The following is a 16,889-nucleotide window of genomic DNA, read 5'->3' on the forward strand; positions in this document are numbered from 1 at the left end:
CCGGATGGCCTGCCTAGAAGCGGAACCGGGCGCCGACGTAGAATTGCCGGCCATTGTTGTAGATGCCGCGCGGCCGGGTCGTGGTTCCGCTATATTGCTCGATCTTCTCTTCCGTCAGGTTGATGGCGTCGAAGGTGAGTGCGACGTTGCGGTTGATGTTGGCGCTGACCGACGCGTCGAGCGACGCCGTCGCTTTCTGGTTGAGCGGCGCCGCACGGTCGTAGGTGATGAAGAATTTCGACCGGTAGTTGTAGCTGAGCCGCGCCGACAGGAAGCTGTTTTCGAAATAGCCGGTGAGGTTCAGCGCATGCTTGGACACGCCCGGAACTTCGCCCTCGCCGTCGAAATTGGCGTCGGCAAAGGTGTAGTTCACGATGGCTCCGAAGCCGCCCCACAAGTTGCGCTGCGCCTGGATCTCGAAGCCCTTGTTGGTCCCGCCCGGCCCGTTGGCGCGGCGGTTCACGTCGAAGGTGCAGTTGTAAAGGTTTTCCGCCGGGTTCGCCGGCGTACAACGCGACAGGTTCGGCGTTGCTGTCTGAACCGGGAACACCTCCTGGCTGATGTCGTCAGTGATGTAGGACTTGATGTCCTTGAAGAAGACGGCAGCGGCAACCAGCGTGTCGCGATCCGGATACCATTCGAGCGAAGCATCGGCCTGGTTCGCGCGATACGGCTCTACGCGGGGATCGCCCCCGGCTGCCGTCAGCGAACCGGGGTTGAGGTTCACGCGCGGCACGATGTCGGTGTAATCCGGGCGGGCAACGGTGCGCCCGACCGCGAGCCTCAGGACCAGGTTGGGATTGAGATCGATCGCGACGTTCGCGCTCGGCAGCACGTCGGTGTAGCTGCGCTTGGCGGTCACCGGCAGGTAGACGCCGAACGCATTGTCGTTGACGGTATCGGGTCCTGCGGGAACGCCGATCAGATTGCCGGTCGAGGTCTGCCGGGTGCGGACGACACGAACGCCGACGTTGCCGCGCCACCCGTCGCCCTTCAGCTTCAGCATGCCGTAGCCACCGAGCGCTTTTTCGCTGATCGAGTGGTTCTCCGGCGGATTGATGATTCGCGCGCGAACGCTTGCCGGCTGGCTGAAGTAGATGTCCTCCAGCGCCTGGCGGTCCACCTGCCAGAAGCTCGTGAGCGTGCCGGGCGACGCCACTCCGTCGAGGAAGTCGCCGGGGGTCAGGCCGCCGGCAAAGTCGGTGGAATCGCACGGCCCGCCGCAGCCTTGCGCGAGTAGCGGCAGGAAGAACCCGCCGTAGGTGGTCGCGAGGAACACCGTCTTGCGGTCATGGTCAGTGTACTTTCCGCCGAACTTGACCGCGTCGAGGATGCCGGACCCGATTTCATGCTCGTAATCGACGTAGGCGTACTTCTCTTTGTCCGTGTTCGTGATCTTGTGGAGCGAGCCGAAATCGAAAGCGAGATCGCTGGGATCCGTCGGATCCACGCCCGTGAAACTGACCTTGGGAGCGCGCCCCGTCAGGTCGTAGGTGAAGGCGCCCGGCGCCCCGCCTTCGTAGAAGGGCTGTGCCGTCGTATCCCCATGTGCCTCGGTATAGCCGGTCTTGAAGTGCAAGGTGCCGGCATCGCTCACCTGCCACTTGGCATCGAAATCGGCTGACCAGGTCTTCGCAAAGGCTTTCCGGTCGATAGCGTCGTAAACCACCGCGCGCCCACCCGGTGTCGAGGTGATCGTACCGGACACGGCGGTGCCATCCTCGATCTGCGCATTCGTCAGCGTGCCCCCGCCGCCAAGCGCATTCGAGCCCCAGGCAAGATAGTTCTGGTTGAAGTTGTCGGCCCCGAATTTGGAATAAAGTCCGGTGACGTTGATCTCGAGGTCGTCGGTCGGCTTGAACTGCAGGCCGACATTGGCGCCATAGCGTTCACGCTCCTGCTTGAAGAGCGCCGAACCGATCAGCGATGGGACAAGGACCGGCCCACTTGCGGTCGGCTGGGTGAAATAGCCGAGCACCTCGACACCGTCCCGGCGGATATCGCGCTTCTGGTAGACCGCGCCAACCAGCACGCCGAATGTTTCCGCATCATTCTTCCAGCTGAACAGGCCGGATGCCTGCGGGTCCCAGCTCTTGCGCAGGCTGGAATAGACCATCTGCGCCGAGCCGGTCAGGGTGAATGCGTCCAGATCCAGCGGGTTGCGGGTGTGGACGTTGATGGTGCCGCCGATGCCCCCTTCTTCGACGTCCGCCTGCGGGCTCTTGTATACTTCGACGGTGCCGACGATCTCGGCCGGAAGCGTCAGATAGTTGAAGCTGCGGGTGGCGGAGAGCTGCTCCAGCACGAACCAGTCGGCAGTCGCGATGGCGTGGCCGTTGACCAGAGTCTTGGTGAGGTTCGGGGCGGTGGCGCGGAGCGACACGCGCTCGCCTTCACCGAACTCGCGATTGATGACGACGCCCGGAACGCGCTGAAGCGCTTCGGCGACATTCTTGTCCGGGAATTTGCCGATGTCCTCGGCGGTGATGACGTCCTGAACGACGTCGGCATTGCGCTTGGCCGAGATCGACTTGCGGAGCGATTGGCGAATGCCGGTGACGACGATCTCGCCATTGTCGCCCTCGCTGGCTGCCGCTGCGGCTGCAGTCGAGTCCGGTGATGTAGAAGGGTCAGTCTGCGCCGCTGCCGGTGTCGCCATCAACGCCAGAAAGCTTGCGGATCCAATGAGCAGAGCGTGCTGTTTCATGTCCATTCCCCTGTTGCCCCAACTGCATGCCAATAGCATACCAATGCCGTACCATCATGCATACCAATTTAGCCGTCAAGAGGTGGAAACAAAAAAGTCATGCAACAGTCTTGCTATTCTTGTCGGGCAAGAGGTACGTAATTGGTTCTAATGTTAGGGTCCGCTTTCCGGCGGATGGGGAGAGGCAATGTCACTGGCCAGCGAGTTGGGGCCGCTTGATGCGCTTGGGCGAGCGCCGCTTTACCAGCGGCTGCAGCTGGCGCTGCGCGGCGCGATCGAGCGCCAGCTTCTGAAGCCGGAAGATGCACTTCCGCCCGAGCGTGATCTCGCCTCCGACTTCGACGTGTCCCGAATCACGGTCCGTAAAGCGCTCGACGGCCTGGTCGCCGACGGCCTCCTCACGCGTCGCCATGGTGCCGGCACGTTCGTCGCCGGCCGCGTCGAGAAGCAATTCTCCAAGCTCACCAGCTTTTCCGAAGACATGGCATCGCGGGGCCGAGTCCCGCGCAGCGAGTGGCTGAGCAAGGTGGAAAGCCTGGTCTCGCCCGACGAATCGCTGACGCTCGGCCTCAGTCCCGGCAGCCGCGTCTTCCGTTTCTCTCGTATCCGCTTCGCCGATCAGATGCCGATGGCGATCGAGGAATCGACCGTTCCGAGTTTCGCCCTCGGCAGCGCCGACGAGGTGGAGGCGTCTTTGTACGAAGCGCTGGACATACGCGGCCACCGGCCTGCCCGGGCCTTGCAGCGCCTGCGCGCCGTTCTCTTCGATGCCGAGCAGGCGAGGCTGCTGCGGATCGAGCAAGGCGCCCCGGGGTTGTTGATCGAGCGCCGCGGTTACCTCGAGGACGGGCGCGCGGTGGAGATGACCCGCAGCTGGTATCGCGGCGACGCTTATGATTTCGTGGCGGAGTTGAACGCACAGGCATGACGGACGCGCAATCCACCCTGATGTTCGCCGAGGCTGCGTCGGCAGCTTCGGTGCTGGAGGAGCAGCGCCGCCGTAATCGTGCCGTCGTTTCCCAGCTCGGCGAGCGGCTGCGCGCGACCCGTCCCACCGCCGTACTGACCTGTGCACGCGGCAGCTCCGACCATGCCGCAACCTTCGCCCGCTATCTGATCGAGACGCGTGCCGGCGTTCTGACCAGCTCGCAGGCGCCGTCGATCGCCTCGGTTTACGACAGCCAGCCGCAAACCGGCCGCTCCCTGTGCATCGCCATCTCCCAGTCCGGAAAGAGCCCTGACATCCTCGCCGCGGCCAGCGCAGCGCGGCAATCCGGCGCGCACCTCCTGGCGCTGGTCAATGTCGAGGACAGCCCGCTCGCTCAGCTCGCCGACACGGTGCTTCCGCTCTGCGCCGGCAAGGAGACCAGCGTTGCCGCCACCAAAAGCTACATCGCCGCGCTTGCCGCCATCGTCGACTTGGTCGCCGAATGGACGGAGGATCAGGTTCTGGCCGAAGCGCTTGAGCAGGCACCCGATCTCCTTCGCCGATCGTGGGAAGCGGACTGGTCGCCACTGTCCGCCGGTCTCAACGATGTCAGCGGCCTGTTCGTGATCGGGCGCGGGCCCGGCCTCGGCATCGCGCAGGAAGCGGCGCTGAAATTCAAGGAGACCTGCGGGATCCATGCGGAGGCGTTCAGCGCTGCGGAGGTGCTTCATGGTCCGATCGCGCTCGCCGGCCCGGATTTCCCGTTGCTGGTATTCCGTCAGTCGGACGAGAGTGCCGAAAGCATCGACTCGCTGGTTCGCGAAGTGGCGTCGCGCGGCGGCAAGCTGTTCGTCGCGGGACCCACGGTCGACGGTGCCGTCCATCTTCCGGTGCAGCAGGCCCATGCGGCGATTGAGCCGATGCTCCAGATCCAGTCCTTCTATCGCGCGGTGAATGCCCTTGCGCTTGCCCGCGGGTTCAACCCCGACCAGCCCCGTAACCTGCGCAAGGTGACGGAGACGGTATGAGCCTGCACGCGCTCGCCAATGCGACGGTGCTGACGCCCGAGGGGCTGCGTGAACGTCACGCGGTGGTGTTGGATGGCGGACGCATCGATGCCGTCGTCCCGATTGCGGATCTCCCCTCCGGCATCGCGTTCGACGATCTTGGCGGCGACACGCTGGTGCCCGGGTTCATCGATGTTCAGGTCAACGGCGGCGGCGGCGTGCTGTTCAACGATGCGCCGACGGTGGAGGCGATCGAGGCCATCGCCACCGCGCATCGCCGCTTCGGAACCACCGGCTTGCTGCCGACCCTCATCAGCGACGATCTGGATGTGGTCCAGCGGGGCATTGCTGCGGTGGACGACGCAATCGCCGCAGGCATTCCGGGCGTGCTTGGAATCCACATCGAGGGGCCTTTTCTCAACCGGCAGCGCAAGGGCATCCACCACGCGAGCAAGATCCGCTTGCTCGACGAGGATGGCCTCGCGCTCGTGACCTCCCGAACCAAGGGGCGAACTTTGGTGACGCTGGCCCCGGAATGCACGACGCCGCATATGATCGCCCAGCTGGTAGAGCATGGCGTTATCGTTGCCGCAGGTCACACGGACGGGACCTATGCCGAGATCCGCGAGGCACTCGACCATGGTCTCAGCGGCTTCACCCACCTGTTCAACGCCATGTCCCAGCTCGGGTCGCGCGAGCCGGGCGCTGTTGGCGCCGCGCTTGAAGACCCTGCCGCATGGTGCGGGATCATCCTCGACGGGCGCCATGTCAGCGCCGTCAGCCTCAAACTGGCGCTCCGTTGCAAGCCAGCGGACCGCTTCATGCTCGTTACCGATGCTATGCCCAGTGTCGGCTCGGCCGAAAAGTCCTTCATGCTTCAGGGTCGGCCGGTGACCGTCGTCGATGGCGTATGCGTCAACGAGGACGGCACGCTTGCAGGCTCAGACCTCGACATGGCGCAAGCGGTCAGGAATGCCCAGGCGCTTCTGGGTGTAGACCTTGCAACCGCGGTGGCGATGGCAAGCGTCAATCCCGCCGCCTTCCTCGGACTGGACGGACGTCAGGGACGGATCGCGAAGGGCATGAGCGCCGATCTCGTCCAGCTGGACTCAAGCGGAGCGGTCGCAAGAAGCTGGATCGCGGGACGTTAGCTGCTCATCGGGGCAGATGGTGCCCAGGGACGGGATCGAACCGCCGACACTGCGATTTTCAGTCGCATGCTCTACCAACTGAGCTACCTGGGCCCACAGCGCGTGCGCTGACCGCGACTGGTGGTTCGCGCGGGCGGAGCGTCCCCTAACCCTCGTCTGCGCCCCTGTCCACCCCGAGTACCTCGCTCTCGGGATCGACCGGCGGACCTGGAATGGCATAGCCGTCGCCGAGCCACTGCAGGAGGTCGCGATCCTTGCAGCGGGCACTGCAGAATGGGGCGAAGTCGCTGGACGAGGGCTTCCGGCAAACCGGGCAGGGCTTAGGCTGGTTCGGCATACCCGCCCGACATGGTGAGCGCCCCATCCGCCCGCAAGCCGACCCCGCCGCCGATCTGCCGCGCCAATCGGTCGAGCCAGTCCGGCCTGCCCTGCAGCACCCGCACCACCGCCGGATGCGCGGCCAGCCCAATGGCACCAACCTCCCGTGCCGCCCGCCGCAACAAGGCCCGCGCCTCGAACGGCGCCCGGTCCGCCGCAAGCTCGATCAGCGATGCTCGCGACCGCGGCCGTACCACCTGCACGAAGCCGAAGCCGTTCATCGCCGTCTTCTCGAACGGTACCGGTAGGTACGCGTCAAGCACCTCGTCCACCGCCTTCCGCTCCTCCTTGCTTCGAAGGCTCGGAAAATCGATTCCGACCGGCCCGCCGATGTCGAGCCGCCGGATCGCGCCAGCCGCGGCCCAGGCCGCCATCTGTCCCAGCCGGTCCGGCACCAGCCAGCCGTCGACGTCGATCATCGTCATTGCCGCCGTCGGCTCGATCCGGAGCTCGCCGCCTTCGAAGCGCACCACCCCGCTCCGCGCTTCTTCCAGCAACTCGTCCCAGCCGTCGATCATGCCCTCACGCCCCACCGAGAGGGGCGGTGCCTCGCACAGGGCGTCATCGGTGAGCCGTGCCAGCCCCCGCTTCCACGGCTCCGCACCGCCCAGCGCCTCGCGCGTCACTTCGACCCTGAGCGTTCGGCCCTCGCTGATCCCGCTTGCACCGCGCGGCAACAGGAACTGCTCGCCGCCCGCTTCCACCGTCACGCGCGGCGCTACCGCGACCAGCCGTCCTTCGAGCACCGCTCCGGCGGGGATAATTCCCTCGCGCCGGACCCGCGCCTCAATGATCGTGTCATGTTCGATCAGCGCCGCGCGGGTCTCGCCGATGCCATGCTCGATGATCCATTCAGGCAAGCGGGTAACCGGCGCTCTTCAGCAGGTGACGCGTCTCTGCCAGTGGAAGTCCGACGACGTTTGAATAGCTTCCGGCGATGTGGCGCACATAAACTTCGCCATAGCCCTGCAGCGCATAGCCGCCGGCCTTGCCGCGCCATTCGCCATGGGCGGCGTAGAAATCCACCTCCTGGGCGGAGAGCCGCTTCATCGCGATCATGGTTTCGACCACTCGGCTGTGCCTGCCACCTGGCCAGACCAGCGCAACGCCAGTCATCACCCGATGCCGCCGTCCTGACAGCAGCGTCATGCAGGCGCGCAGCGTCGCTTCATCCTCGACCTTGGGCAGGATTCGTCGGCCGACGGCCACGACGGTATCGGCGGCAAGCACCAGATCGTTCGGGAATCGCGCGGCAACCGCCGCCGCTTTCTCTTCCGCCAGCCTCAGCGCATGCGCCTTCGGCAGCTCGGCCTTGGGCACGCTTTCGTCGATGTCGGCAGGCGCGACCTCGTCCGGCGTCACTCCGATCCGGGCGAGCAGGTCCAGGCGGCGGGGACTCGCCGAGGCGAGGATCAGCCGCACGGCCTCGTCCTCAGATCAGGGATAGCCCGGGGGACCGGCGCGGCCCGGCATGAAGCGATAGGTGATGCGCCCCTTGGTGAGATCGTAGGGCGTCAATTCCACCAGCACTTCGTCGCCGGTCAGCACGCGAATGCGGTTCTTGCGCATCTTGCCGGCGGTGTGGCCGAGGATTTCATGACCATTTTCGAGTTCGACGCGGAACATCGCGTTGGGCAGCAGTTCGACCACCCGGCCGCGCATTTCCAGAAGCTCTTCTTTGGCCAAATCAAATCCTCATGTGTGTGAAAGGTGACGGAAAAGTCGCGGCCTCTTACCGCCAAGCGCCCGAAAAGTGAAGCTAGGCGCTTACGGCAGCAAAACCGTGGACCCAGTAGTCTTCCGAGACTCAAGCGCGCGATGCGCCTCGGCGACGTCCCTCAGTGCAAAACGCTGGCCGATCTCGACCTTGACCTTGCCCGACTTCACGACGTCGAACAGCTCCGCCGCCGCGCGCTCCAGCTCCGGACGCGTTGCATTATAATGAAAAAGGGTCGGACGCGTCAGGAACAGCGACCCTTTTTGCGCCAGCAGCGTCGGCGATATCGGATCGATTGGACCGGATGCCTGTCCGAAGCTGGCCATCATGCCGCGCGGCGCCAGGCAATCCAGCGAGCGCAGGAACGTGTCCTTGCCGACGCTGTCGTACACCACCGGCAGCTTCTTTCCGCCCGTGATCCGCTCCACTTCCGCGACGAAGTCCGCCTCTCCCGTAATCACGGGATGGTGGCAGCCATGCGCCCGCGCCAGCGCCGCCTTCGCCTCCGTCGACACGGTACCGATCACCGTCGCGCCCAGCGAAGCCGCCCATTGGCAAAGGATCAGGCCGACGCCGCCCGCGGCGGCATGGACCAGGATCGTCTCGCCTGCCTTCAGCTCATGGATGCGGCGGATCAGCATGTGCACCGTCATGCCCTGGAGCATGATCGCCGCGGCCGTTTCAAAATCGATCGTCTCGGGAAGCTTCACCAACTGCGCCGCGGGGATCAGCCGCACCTCGGCATAGCCGCCGGCCGGTCCGGCATAAGCGACACGGTCGCCGACCTGCACCTCGGTTACGCCATCACCCACCGCATCGACCACACCGGCGCCCTCCGATCCCGGCGTGAAGGGCAGCGGCTGCGGATAGATACCCATGCGATGGTAGACGTCGATATAATTGAGCCCGACTGCATGCTGGCGGATCCGCGCCTCGCCCGGACCCGGAGCGCCGACCTCCACCTCTTCCCAGCGCAGCACCTCGGGCCCGCCGGTCTCATGCAGCCGGATTGCTCCGCTCACTTTCTATCTCCTGCAGCCTACCGTGCCCGCGGGCCGCTTTGACGAAATGGCGGCGCCGCTCATATGGGTTCAGGCGCCAGCAATCTCCAGCGGCGTTGAGCGATTGCAACTTTCAAGGATTTCAGGAGACGACCATTGCGCCATGCGACCCGCACCCTTCTTGCGAGCGCACTTCTTGTCGCCGCTGCCGGCCCTGCGCTGGCCCAGACGGGAGCGAACGATCCGCTGCCACGGGCAGAGCTGGTCGCCAGCCTCGGTGCCCGCTTCAAGCTGATCGACACCAATGGCGACGGTTATTTCGACAAGACCGAATATCTTGCCGCCCGCACCAAGGCCGAGCAGATCGAGCTTGGCCGGATCAAGGAGCTGCTCGCGCGCCAGTTCGCCGAGGTCGACACCAACAAGGACAAGTTCGTCACGGTGGCCGAGATCGACGCCAAGATGAAGAATCCGGCGCGCGCCAAAGAGGGCGTAACGGCGCTCGACAAGAACAAGGACGGTAAGCTGTCCTTGGCCGAATTTGCCGCCCAGGTCGGCAAGGTGGAAGCGACCGCCGATACCGATCAGCAGCTGACTCGCTGGGACACCGACCGCAACAATCAGGTGACCCTGGCCGAATATCAAGGCTCTGCTCTCTCCCAGTTCGACAAGCTCGATGCCAACAAGGATGGCACGTTGACCGAAGCCGAAGCGCGTGCAGGCGCCGCGGCCGCTCCGGCAGGGCGCTAGAGCCGCTCGACAGCGCGGGCGCGGATCAGGATTTCGTCCTGCTCGAACTCCCGTTCGAGCTGCGCCCGCATGTCGCTCCACCAGTCCTTGTCGACGATGTCGGCAACCACTTCGAAGATGACGATCCGGTCCGCCGTGACGCCGCCTTCCTCATCTTCCCACAAACCTTCGGCCGGCGCCCGCGTGAAGGCGGTCAGACCGCCGAATCGATCGACCAATTCCCTGCGAAGCCGGGTGAACAGCTCGCGCGGCTGATCCGACCCATCGTTGCGGGTCAGCGGCAGGAAGATTTCGATCACGTGCATCGCCGGTAGCAACGCGCCCACTGGCGCCGGGCTCCGCATCGGCCTATGCCCGTCCTATCCCCGGGGGAGCGCTACCGGGTCCCACCAAAGCATACTTTGATGGGGTCCTATCGGCGCTTGAGAGGAAGGCACGAGCCTTCGACCCGCTGAACCTGATCCGGCTGACACCGGCGTAGGGAGCGGAAGACGGCTCGCACCGCCATTCGCTCCACTTGGAGACGAGACAATGGCCGACATCCCCGCGCGCACAGAACTTAAAGTCACCACCGGCCCGATCCGCGGCTCCAGGAAGATTCACGTCGGCCCGCTCGGCGTGAAGATGCGGGAGATCCATCTCGAGCCCTCGTCAGGCGAGCCGCCGTTGCGCGTCTACGACCCCTCGGGCCCCTACACCGACCCGGACGCCCGCATCGACATCATGGCCGGCCTCCCCGAACTTCGCCGCGCCTGGATCCGTGACCGCGGCGATGTCGAAGAGGTTCAGCAGCGCGAAGTTCGTCCCGAGGATAACGGGCAGCTCGGCCCCGACCGCAGCGGCGGCGTTCAGCCCTTTCCCAACGTCCGCAAGAAGGTGCTGCGCGCGCGCGCCGGCATGAACGTCAGCCAGATGTACTATGCCCGCCGCGGCATCGTTACGCCAGAGATGGAATATGTCGCCACGCGCGAGAATCTCGGGCGCGAAATGGCGCGCGAATACAAGCGCGACGGACAGGACTGGGGCGCGTCGATCCCCGACTATGTCACTCCCGAGTTTGTCCGCGACGAAATCGCCCGCGGCCGCGCCATCATCCCCAACAACATCAACCACCCAGAATCCGAGCCGATGGCGATCGGCCGCAACTTCCTGGTCAAGATCAACGCCAACATCGGCAACTCGGCGGTCGCATCCGATGTCGCTCAGGAAGTGGACAAGCTCGTCTGGGCGATCCGCTGGGGCGCCGACACCGTCATGGACCTCTCCACCGGCCGCAACATCCACGACACGCGCGAATGGATCATCCGCAATTCGCCCGTCCCGATCGGCACCGTCCCCATCTACCAGGCGCTGGAGAAAGTCGGCGGCATCGCCGAGGACCTGACGTGGGAGATCTTCCGCGACACCCTCATCGAGCAGGCCGAGCAGGGCGTCGACTATTTCACCATTCACGCCGGGGTCCGCCTCCCCTACGTGCCGCTGACCGCCAAACGTGTCACCGGCATCGTCTCGCGCGGCGGTTCGATCATGGCCAAATGGTGCCTCGCCCACCACAAGGAGAGCTTCCTCTACGAGCGGTTCGACGAGATCACCGAGATCATGAAGGCCTACGACATCGCCTACTCACTGGGCGACGGCCTCCGGCCTGGAAGCATCGCCGACGCCAATGACGAAGCCCAGTTCGCCGAGCTCTACACGCTTGGCGAGCTCACCAAGCGCGCCTGGGACCAGGACGTGCAGGTGATGATCGAGGGCCCCGGCCACGTGCCGATGCACAAGATCAAGGAGAATATGGACAAGCAATTGGAAGCGTGCGGCGAGGCGCCCTTCTATACGCTCGGGCCGCTCACCACCGACATTGCGCCGGGCTACGACCATATCACCAGCGGCATCGGCGCCGCGATGATCGGCTGGTACGGCACGGCGATGCTTTGCTACGTCACGCCCAAGGAGCACTTGGGCCTTCCCGACCGCGACGACGTCAAGGTCGGCGTCGTCACTTACAAGCTAGCCGCCCACGCCGCCGACCTCGCCAAGGGCCACCCCGCCGCCAAGCTCCGCGACGACGCCCTGTCCCGCGCCCGCTTCGAGTTCCGCTGGCGCGACCAGTTCAACCTGTCCTTGGACCCGGACACGGCCGAGCAATATCACGACCAGACGCTGCCCGCCGAAGGCGCGAAGACCGCCCACTTTTGCTCCATGTGCGGCCCGAAGTTCTGCAGCATGAAGATCACGCAAGAGGTGCGCGATTTCGCCAAGCTTCAGGAAGTAGGTTTGCTGAACTCCACCGGCGCTCACCCTGAGCCTGTCGAAGGGCGAGCGCTCCCTGTGGACGAGGGCATGGCGGCGATGAGCAAGCGCTACAACGAAGGCGGCAGAGAGCTATACATCGGCGCCGGTGGGCGCGAACATGACTGACAAGGTCAAAGGCCCCGCCTCCTACTTCCCGTCCATCGAGGAGAAGTACGGCCAGCCCATCGCCCACTGGCAGGACCTCATTCGCGCCCGCCAGCCCGCCAAGCACATGGAGCTGGTCGCCTTCCTCAAGGAAGAGCACGGCCTCGGCCACGGCCACGCCAATGCGCTGGTGGCGCATGCCTTGGCTCAGAAGAGCTAAGCCGAATGGCTGATCTTTATCTCAAGCGCCTCGAATCGGAGCGCAGAACGCTCTGGGCCACCTGCCGCCTCAAAGGCCTGCCCAAGGACACGCCCGAGCGAATGCGGATTGCGGAGATCGACCGGCTGATCGCCGAGCATAAGGCCAAGGCATGACCGCGCGTTCCGGCGAGATCGTCACCACGGATGAAGCGCTGCCGCCCGCCATCGGCAACGAAGCCGGTCCGCTGTCGACCCCGCAGACCGCCCGCACCCGCATTAGCATCGCTGACCGCGTCATCCTCGACGCGGAGGTGAAGGCGACGCCGCTCGGCCTCCTTGCCATCGGCGGGCTGGTGACGGCGATCCTTCTATCGGTGCCGCCAATTATCCGCGCCGCGCGCGAACGGGAGCGTTGATCGAGTCTTGTACAAGGCAACGTGCCTCTAAACTATCGAAGGGTGTCCGAGGTAGCCGCTCTCAGCCGACTTCTGATCGTGGAAACCGAGAGAAGCGGAGAGACTGTTAGCCTTGACGACATAGCAACAAGGGCCCGAAGGCCCTTGCCATTACAAGGAAGGATCAAGCTGAGAGTGTTGGGCGCTCCAAGCCAAGCTCGACGGTCATTCCGACAAAGCGCTCGCGTTCGTGAACGGCGCCGGGCCGCCGATGCCGTCGCCGGCACCTGCCCGAAGGTCAGCCATAATCGCCCGGGTAGCGATGGCGCCGCCGATGCTTGCGGCGGTGAACGGCTTGCCATTGGGCGCGATGACGCTCGCCCCTTTCTTCAGGCAACGGTCGGCCAGCAAGATGTCGCCGGTGACCACCACCGTGCCGCCGTCCGCAGCCTCCGCGATCCAGTCGTCGGCCGCGTCGAAGCCGGAGCCGACCACCACCCGCTCGATCAGCGGATGGGCGGGAACGCGCAAATGGCTGTTGCTGACGACCTTCACCGGCACCTCACGGCGCCAGGCGACCTTGTAGATCTCGTCCTTCACTGGACAGGCGTCCGCGTCGACGAGGATCTGCACGGCATTCGGGCCCGCCATGGCGACGTCCCTTTCCGGCGGATCAGTCCTTCGTCAAGCCGCCACCGCCCTTGGTCGACGGGTTGGCCGCGATCGTCTTAACCTTCTCCTTCTTCGGCTTGCGCGCTTCTTTGTTCGATTTCGCCTGACCCTTGGCCATGCCCGTCTCCTTTGATTGCAAACGCCCCAACGCACGAGACGGCAAAGCGGGCCGAGGAGATGGGAAAAGGGCCGCGCCATCCAGCGGCGCGGCCCTTCTCGTCAGCAGCTGCAATTCTTGCAGGTGCACGGGCTGCAGCGGCAACCGCCGCGCGTGTCGAGCTTGGCGGCCTTGACCTGCTGTTCGGTGTGCTGGCTGGTCATGTCATTTCTCCTTCTGATGACCCTGCCCGTAAGTGGGCCTCACCCCTTTAGCTTCCGTACCATGGTACGGGGTCAAGCAGAAAAATGCTGTCCTACAACGCGGGGTTTGTGCCTTACCCTGTTCGATGAGCTACCAGCGAACCAAGCCCCTCCTCGCCACCCCGCCCCGCAGCGATGGCTGGACCGCCAAGCGTCATCTGCGCTTCCTCACTGTTCTCCTCCACACCGGCAATGTCCGGCTTGCGGCCGAGTGCGTCGGGATGACCCGCGAAAGCGCCTATCGCCTCCGCAGCCGCGATCCCCACGGCTTGTTCGCCCACATCTGGAAAAAGGCGATCGCGCTCCCCGCCTGGCCGCCCGAAAGCGGCGAAGTTGACAAAGGTCACACTCGCATCACCCTCGACAGGCTCGCTACGGAGGGGAGTGGCGACCCGCGGATCTTCGTCACCACGTCAACTTCGTGACTTTCGGCCAAGCCGCCGGAGCCGAAGACGACCGGAGGTCACCTCGCGGCTTGATTCCTCGACGGCGCCGCCCTTTCTCGATCTGGTCTTTTGCCTTACTCCGCCCATCAGCCGCGTTGAACGGAGACCCGAATGAGCGACGAGAAGGTCAAAGGTCCCGCCTCCTACTTCCCCTCCATCGAGAAGAAGTACGGCCGCCCCATCGCCGAGTGGAAAGCCCTGCTCCGCGCCCGCCCGCCGGCGAAGCATATAGAGCATGTGGCCTGGCTGAAGAGCGAACATGCGATGGGCCACGGCCACGCCAACGCCCTCGTCGCCCACACGCTGGCCGAGGACAAGGGCTGAACCATGAGCCCATCGGCGGAAATCGACGCGATCATCGCCAAGTTGAGCGACTGGCGTGGAGCTGCCCTGCAGCGGCTGCGACATCTAATCCGCGACGCCGACCCGGCAATCACCGAGGAGATCAAGTGGCGCAAGCCCTCCAACCCGGACGGAGTCCCGACGTGGAGCCGCGACGGCATCATCTGCACGGGAGAGGCCTACAAGGATAAGGTCAAGCTGACCTTTGCCGCCGGGGCGTCGCTGCCCGATCCCGCAGGCGTCTTCAACGCCAGCCTCGACGCCGGGACACGACGCGCGCTCGACATTCGCGAAGGGGACCAAGTGGACGCCGAGGCATTCAGCGCCATCGTCCGTGCCGCCGTCGCGTTCAACCAGACCAGAATGGCCGGTAAGTGAAGCACTTCATTCTCTTCTACACGCTCAGCGCCGACTATCTCGAACGGCGCGCTGAGTTCCGGACCGAGCATCTTCGCCTCGCCTGGGAAGCACAGGAGCGCGGCGACATCGTGCTCGCGGGCGCGCTGAGCGATCCTGCCGACACCGCGGTCCTTCTGTTCAAGGGCGAAGACGGCCGCGCCGCCGAAGCCTTCGCGCGAAGTGATCCTTACGTGACCAACGGCTTGGTCGAGCGATGGGAGGTGCGGCCGTGGACCACCGTGATCGGCGATCTCGCTGCAACGCCCGTCCGGCCCTGACACATTCCCGTTACGGAACGCGCATTTAAGCCTTTCGAAACCATGGCGTTTGTGCTTCGTTACCGGTTCATGCTTGGAGAGCGTGCCCTTCTCTGCTTGCCCCTCGTCGCGCTGATCGGTGCGGCGCCGGCGCAGCCGACTCTCGACCCGCTGCGCTTCTTTGAAGGGCGCACGGTGTCGCAAAGCACCGTCAAGATCATGCTGAAGAAGCCCTATTCGGCGCGCAGCATCGGTCAGGGGCGGATCGAATCGGACGGCAGCCTGACCCTTGTCCAGCAGGTGCTCGACGAAGGTCAGCCGGCGAAGCAGCGCCGCTGGCGCGTCCGCCGAGCCGACGCCGACAGCTTCACCGCGGTGATGACGGAAGCTGTCGGGCCGGTTGCGATCGATCGGGTGGGTCCGGCCTACCGCTTCCGCTTCAAGATGAAGGATGGCCTCAACGTCGAGCAGTGGATGAAGCCGCTGCCCGGCCTGAAGGCCGCGGAGATGAGCGCCAAGATCAAGAAGATGGGCGTCACCGTCGCCAAGTCCGAAGGCACGATCCGAAAGATCGGCTAAGCGGCGCTCAGGCGCACCGCCCCGCCGCTTTGGCGACAGCAATCGGCACTGCCGGATCACGGACCTCGCTGCCGATGCGAAGGAGGTCGGCCCCGTTCAGCCTTCCGGGCGTGACGTCGCCGCTGCGATAGGCGCGGGCCGCGGCTGCGAGCTGGCGAAGCTGGCCGATCGACAGATCTCGCTCCAGCGAGCCGCCGACACACTGGGCACGCGACGGGTCGAGCCCGGCCTTGGTGAGTTCCGCCGCGATCCGGTCCGACGTGTTGACGCAGGCGGCGAGCGTCAGCGTTGCGGTGAGGAGGAACAGGAATTTTTTCACGAGGGACGCAACGCACCAAGCGCCTTCAGGCCGCATCGAACTTGTGGTCGTTGCTGACCCACAGTGCCAGCCAGATCAGCACCGGCTGCAACAGCATTCGGGGGATGTGGTATCCCCAGCCGAGCCGCGGGTGTGCCGATCCTATGTCGATCAGCATGTGGTTGATGTTCGCTGGGAAGACGCAGACGGCATAAATCGCCAACCCGATCCCGCCGGCGCGCCGAAGTGCTGCGGACCAGGGCTGAAGCAACGCAACGCCACCGGCCGCTTCGGCAATGCCGGTGAGGGTGATCACCAGCGGCTTTGCCGGCACCCAGTTCGGCGTGATCGCGATCAGTGCCTCGGGAAAGAGGAAGTGCAGAATTCCGACGGCGATGTACCCGCCGCCGAGCAGCCAGCGCAGTCCAGTCCGAAGTGTAGACGGGCTTACGGCCGCACCTCGCCTTCCTCGCCGCCATCCCACCAGTGAACGCGGCCAGCGTGGACCTTGATAAGCGTCAGGCGAGGCGTATCGACGCCCTGTTCGAACCAGCGGTCGAGATCGCTCGTCCAATGCTCAGCGAAGCTTGTCTTGTCGCGAATCAGCTCGGCCTCGCCCTCCACGGCGATGAAGATTCCGGGTTGGCCGAGAAGGCTCGCCTTGCCCTGGAACGCCAGCGCAACGTGGCGGTCGGCGTCGATCTCCCGCACCTTGTCGGTGTCGCCGTCGCTGAAGAAGTAGCTGTCGCCAGTGTAGGTGACTTCGCGGTTATTCGACATCGGCCGCGCCGACATACCGCCGTCTTCTCGGCGGGTGGTCAGCATGCAAAAGTCGATGTCGCGCATCGCCCCGCTGATGTCGTCGAGTGTCTTGTCGGCCATGGTCTTGGTCTCCTCATCTCCT

The 16,889-nt window shown here is 64.9% G+C and carries 24 protein-coding genes and 1 tRNA gene; 13 read left to right on the top strand and 12 right to left on the bottom strand.

Annotated elements, in window-relative coordinates; all coding sequences use genetic code 11:
* Positions 1-13: 13 nt before the first annotated feature.
* The gene (locus G7077_RS06420; protein ID WP_166410977.1) at positions 14-2,707 is read right to left on the bottom strand and encodes a TonB-dependent receptor; all 2,694 of its coding nucleotides are present in this window, start codon (positions 2,705-2,707) and stop codon (positions 14-16) included.
* A gap of 187 nt (positions 2,708-2,894) precedes the next feature.
* Here G7077_RS06420 and G7077_RS06425 point away from each other — a divergent pair, with 187 nt between their 5' ends.
* From G7077_RS06425 to nagA, 3 genes are read left to right on the top strand one after another with little or no spacing between them, the layout of a single operon-like run.
* Positions 2,895-3,635, top strand: coding sequence for a GntR family transcriptional regulator (locus tag G7077_RS06425; protein WP_166410978.1), 741 nt, complete (start codon positions 2,895-2,897; stop codon positions 3,633-3,635).
* Complete coding sequence (locus G7077_RS06430; protein ID WP_166410979.1) at positions 3,632-4,663, top strand: SIS domain-containing protein; 1,032 nt, start codon at positions 3,632-3,634, stop codon at positions 4,661-4,663. Before G7077_RS06425 ends, G7077_RS06430 begins: the two co-directional genes overlap by 4 nt.
* Entirely contained in the window at positions 4,660-5,793 is a 1,134-nt protein-coding gene (gene nagA, locus G7077_RS06435) for an N-acetylglucosamine-6-phosphate deacetylase (RefSeq protein WP_166410980.1), read from the top strand. Before G7077_RS06430 ends, nagA begins: the two co-directional genes overlap by 4 nt.
* Before the next feature lie 17 nt (positions 5,794-5,810).
* On the opposite strand, the gene G7077_RS06440 is transcribed toward nagA, so the two are convergent.
* The 6 genes from G7077_RS06440 to G7077_RS06465 all read right to left on the bottom strand — a co-directional run bounded on the left by G7077_RS06440 (position 5,811) and on the right by G7077_RS06465 (position 8,910).
* Positions 5,811-5,886, bottom strand: a tRNA-Phe gene (locus G7077_RS06440).
* A 52-nt stretch (positions 5,887-5,938) separates the two neighbouring features.
* The gene (locus tag G7077_RS06445) at positions 5,939-6,157 is read right to left on the bottom strand and encodes a DNA gyrase inhibitor YacG (protein WP_343040026.1); all 219 of its coding nucleotides are present in this window, start codon (positions 6,155-6,157) and stop codon (positions 5,939-5,941) included.
* On the bottom strand, positions 6,114-7,031 hold the full coding sequence (locus G7077_RS06450; RefSeq protein WP_166410982.1) for an Rne/Rng family ribonuclease: 918 nt from the start codon (positions 7,029-7,031) through the stop codon (positions 6,114-6,116). The genes G7077_RS06445 and G7077_RS06450 overlap by 44 nt, the downstream gene beginning before the upstream one ends.
* Positions 7,024-7,593 carry a Maf family protein gene (locus tag G7077_RS06455; RefSeq protein WP_166410983.1) on the bottom strand — a complete coding sequence of 190 codons (570 nt, stop codon included), beginning with the start codon at positions 7,591-7,593 and terminating at the stop codon, positions 7,024-7,026. The genes G7077_RS06450 and G7077_RS06455 overlap by 8 nt, the downstream gene beginning before the upstream one ends.
* 15 nt (positions 7,594-7,608) lie before the next feature.
* Entirely contained in the window at positions 7,609-7,857 is a 249-nt protein-coding gene (gene infA / locus G7077_RS06460; RefSeq protein ID WP_166410984.1) for a translation initiation factor IF-1, read from the bottom strand.
* Between the two features lie 81 nt (positions 7,858-7,938).
* Complete coding sequence (locus tag G7077_RS06465; protein ID WP_166410985.1) at positions 7,939-8,910, bottom strand: quinone oxidoreductase family protein; 972 nt, start codon at positions 8,908-8,910, stop codon at positions 7,939-7,941.
* A gap of 135 nt (positions 8,911-9,045) precedes the next feature.
* Here G7077_RS06465 and G7077_RS06470 point away from each other — a divergent pair, with 135 nt between their 5' ends.
* A complete protein-coding gene (locus tag G7077_RS06470; RefSeq protein ID WP_166410986.1) occupies positions 9,046-9,639 on the top strand; it encodes an EF-hand domain-containing protein in 594 nt (197 codons plus the stop codon).
* Here G7077_RS06470 and G7077_RS06480 read toward each other — a convergent pair.
* Positions 9,636-9,983, bottom strand: a complete 348-nt coding sequence (locus G7077_RS06480) for a hypothetical protein (protein WP_206367713.1) — start codon at positions 9,981-9,983, stop codon at positions 9,636-9,638. The two genes, G7077_RS06470 and G7077_RS06480, sit on opposite strands and share 4 nt — an antisense overlap.
* Before the next feature lie 187 nt (positions 9,984-10,170).
* Here G7077_RS06480 and thiC point away from each other — a divergent pair, with 187 nt between their 5' ends.
* From thiC to G7077_RS06500, 4 genes are read left to right on the top strand one after another with little or no spacing between them, the layout of a single operon-like run.
* Positions 10,171-12,057: a phosphomethylpyrimidine synthase ThiC gene (thiC, locus tag G7077_RS06485; RefSeq protein WP_166410987.1), complete on the top strand. Its 1,887-nt coding sequence runs from the start codon at positions 10,171-10,173 to the stop codon at positions 12,055-12,057.
* Positions 12,050-12,256: a DUF4287 domain-containing protein gene (locus G7077_RS06490; protein WP_166410988.1), complete on the top strand. Its 207-nt coding sequence runs from the start codon at positions 12,050-12,052 to the stop codon at positions 12,254-12,256. The genes thiC and G7077_RS06490 overlap by 8 nt, the downstream gene beginning before the upstream one ends.
* A 5-nt stretch (positions 12,257-12,261) precedes the next feature.
* Positions 12,262-12,411, top strand: a complete 150-nt coding sequence (locus G7077_RS06495; protein ID WP_166410989.1) for a hypothetical protein — start codon at positions 12,262-12,264, stop codon at positions 12,409-12,411.
* On the top strand, positions 12,408-12,653 hold the full coding sequence (locus G7077_RS06500) for a hypothetical protein (protein WP_166410990.1): 246 nt from the start codon (positions 12,408-12,410) through the stop codon (positions 12,651-12,653). Before G7077_RS06495 ends, G7077_RS06500 begins: the two co-directional genes overlap by 4 nt.
* A 204-nt stretch (positions 12,654-12,857) precedes the next feature.
* Here G7077_RS06500 and G7077_RS06505 read toward each other — a convergent pair whose 3' ends face one another.
* Positions 12,858-13,283 (bottom strand): YaiI/YqxD family protein, encoded by a 426-nt coding sequence (locus tag G7077_RS06505; RefSeq protein ID WP_166410991.1) that lies wholly within the window; start codon positions 13,281-13,283, stop codon positions 12,858-12,860.
* Positions 13,284-13,750: 467 nt separating this feature from the next.
* Between G7077_RS06505 and G7077_RS06510 the strand changes: the two genes are divergently transcribed.
* The 5 genes from G7077_RS06510 (at position 13,751) to G7077_RS06530 (ending at position 15,687) form a co-directional block, all read left to right on the top strand.
* Positions 13,751-14,089 (top strand): hypothetical protein, encoded by a 339-nt coding sequence (locus tag G7077_RS06510; protein ID WP_166410992.1) that lies wholly within the window; start codon positions 13,751-13,753, stop codon positions 14,087-14,089.
* A gap of 132 nt (positions 14,090-14,221) precedes the next feature.
* On the top strand, positions 14,222-14,434 hold the full coding sequence (locus G7077_RS06515) for a DUF4287 domain-containing protein (protein ID WP_166410993.1): 213 nt from the start codon (positions 14,222-14,224) through the stop codon (positions 14,432-14,434).
* A 3-nt stretch (positions 14,435-14,437) separates the two neighbouring features.
* Entirely contained in the window at positions 14,438-14,830 is a 393-nt protein-coding gene (locus G7077_RS06520) for a DUF1801 domain-containing protein (protein WP_166410994.1), read from the top strand.
* Positions 14,827-15,129 (top strand): YciI-like protein, encoded by a 303-nt coding sequence (locus G7077_RS06525; protein WP_166410995.1) that lies wholly within the window; start codon positions 14,827-14,829, stop codon positions 15,127-15,129. The genes G7077_RS06520 and G7077_RS06525 overlap by 4 nt, the downstream gene beginning before the upstream one ends.
* A gap of 42 nt (positions 15,130-15,171) precedes the next feature.
* A complete protein-coding gene (locus G7077_RS06530) occupies positions 15,172-15,687 on the top strand; it encodes a DUF3833 domain-containing protein (RefSeq protein WP_166410996.1) in 516 nt (171 codons plus the stop codon).
* 7 nt (positions 15,688-15,694) lie between these two features.
* Here G7077_RS06530 and G7077_RS06535 read toward each other — a convergent pair whose 3' ends face one another.
* The 3 genes from G7077_RS06535 to G7077_RS06545 are packed head-to-tail and all read right to left on the bottom strand — an operon-like array spanning position 15,695 to position 16,867.
* Entirely contained in the window at positions 15,695-16,006 is a 312-nt protein-coding gene (locus G7077_RS06535; RefSeq protein WP_166410997.1) for a lipoprotein, read from the bottom strand.
* A 25-nt stretch (positions 16,007-16,031) separates the two neighbouring features.
* The gene (locus G7077_RS06540; RefSeq protein WP_246167456.1) at positions 16,032-16,469 is read right to left on the bottom strand and encodes a DoxX family protein; all 438 of its coding nucleotides are present in this window, start codon (positions 16,467-16,469) and stop codon (positions 16,032-16,034) included.
* The gene (locus tag G7077_RS06545; protein WP_166410998.1) at positions 16,433-16,867 is read right to left on the bottom strand and encodes a pyridoxamine 5'-phosphate oxidase family protein; all 435 of its coding nucleotides are present in this window, start codon (positions 16,865-16,867) and stop codon (positions 16,433-16,435) included. The genes G7077_RS06540 and G7077_RS06545 overlap by 37 nt, the downstream gene beginning before the upstream one ends.
* Between the last annotated feature and the right edge of the window lie 22 nt (positions 16,868-16,889).

It is taken from the genome of Sphingomonas piscis (assembly GCF_011300455.1).
Classification (GTDB): Bacteria; Pseudomonadota; Alphaproteobacteria; order Sphingomonadales; family Sphingomonadaceae; genus Sphingomicrobium; species Sphingomicrobium piscis.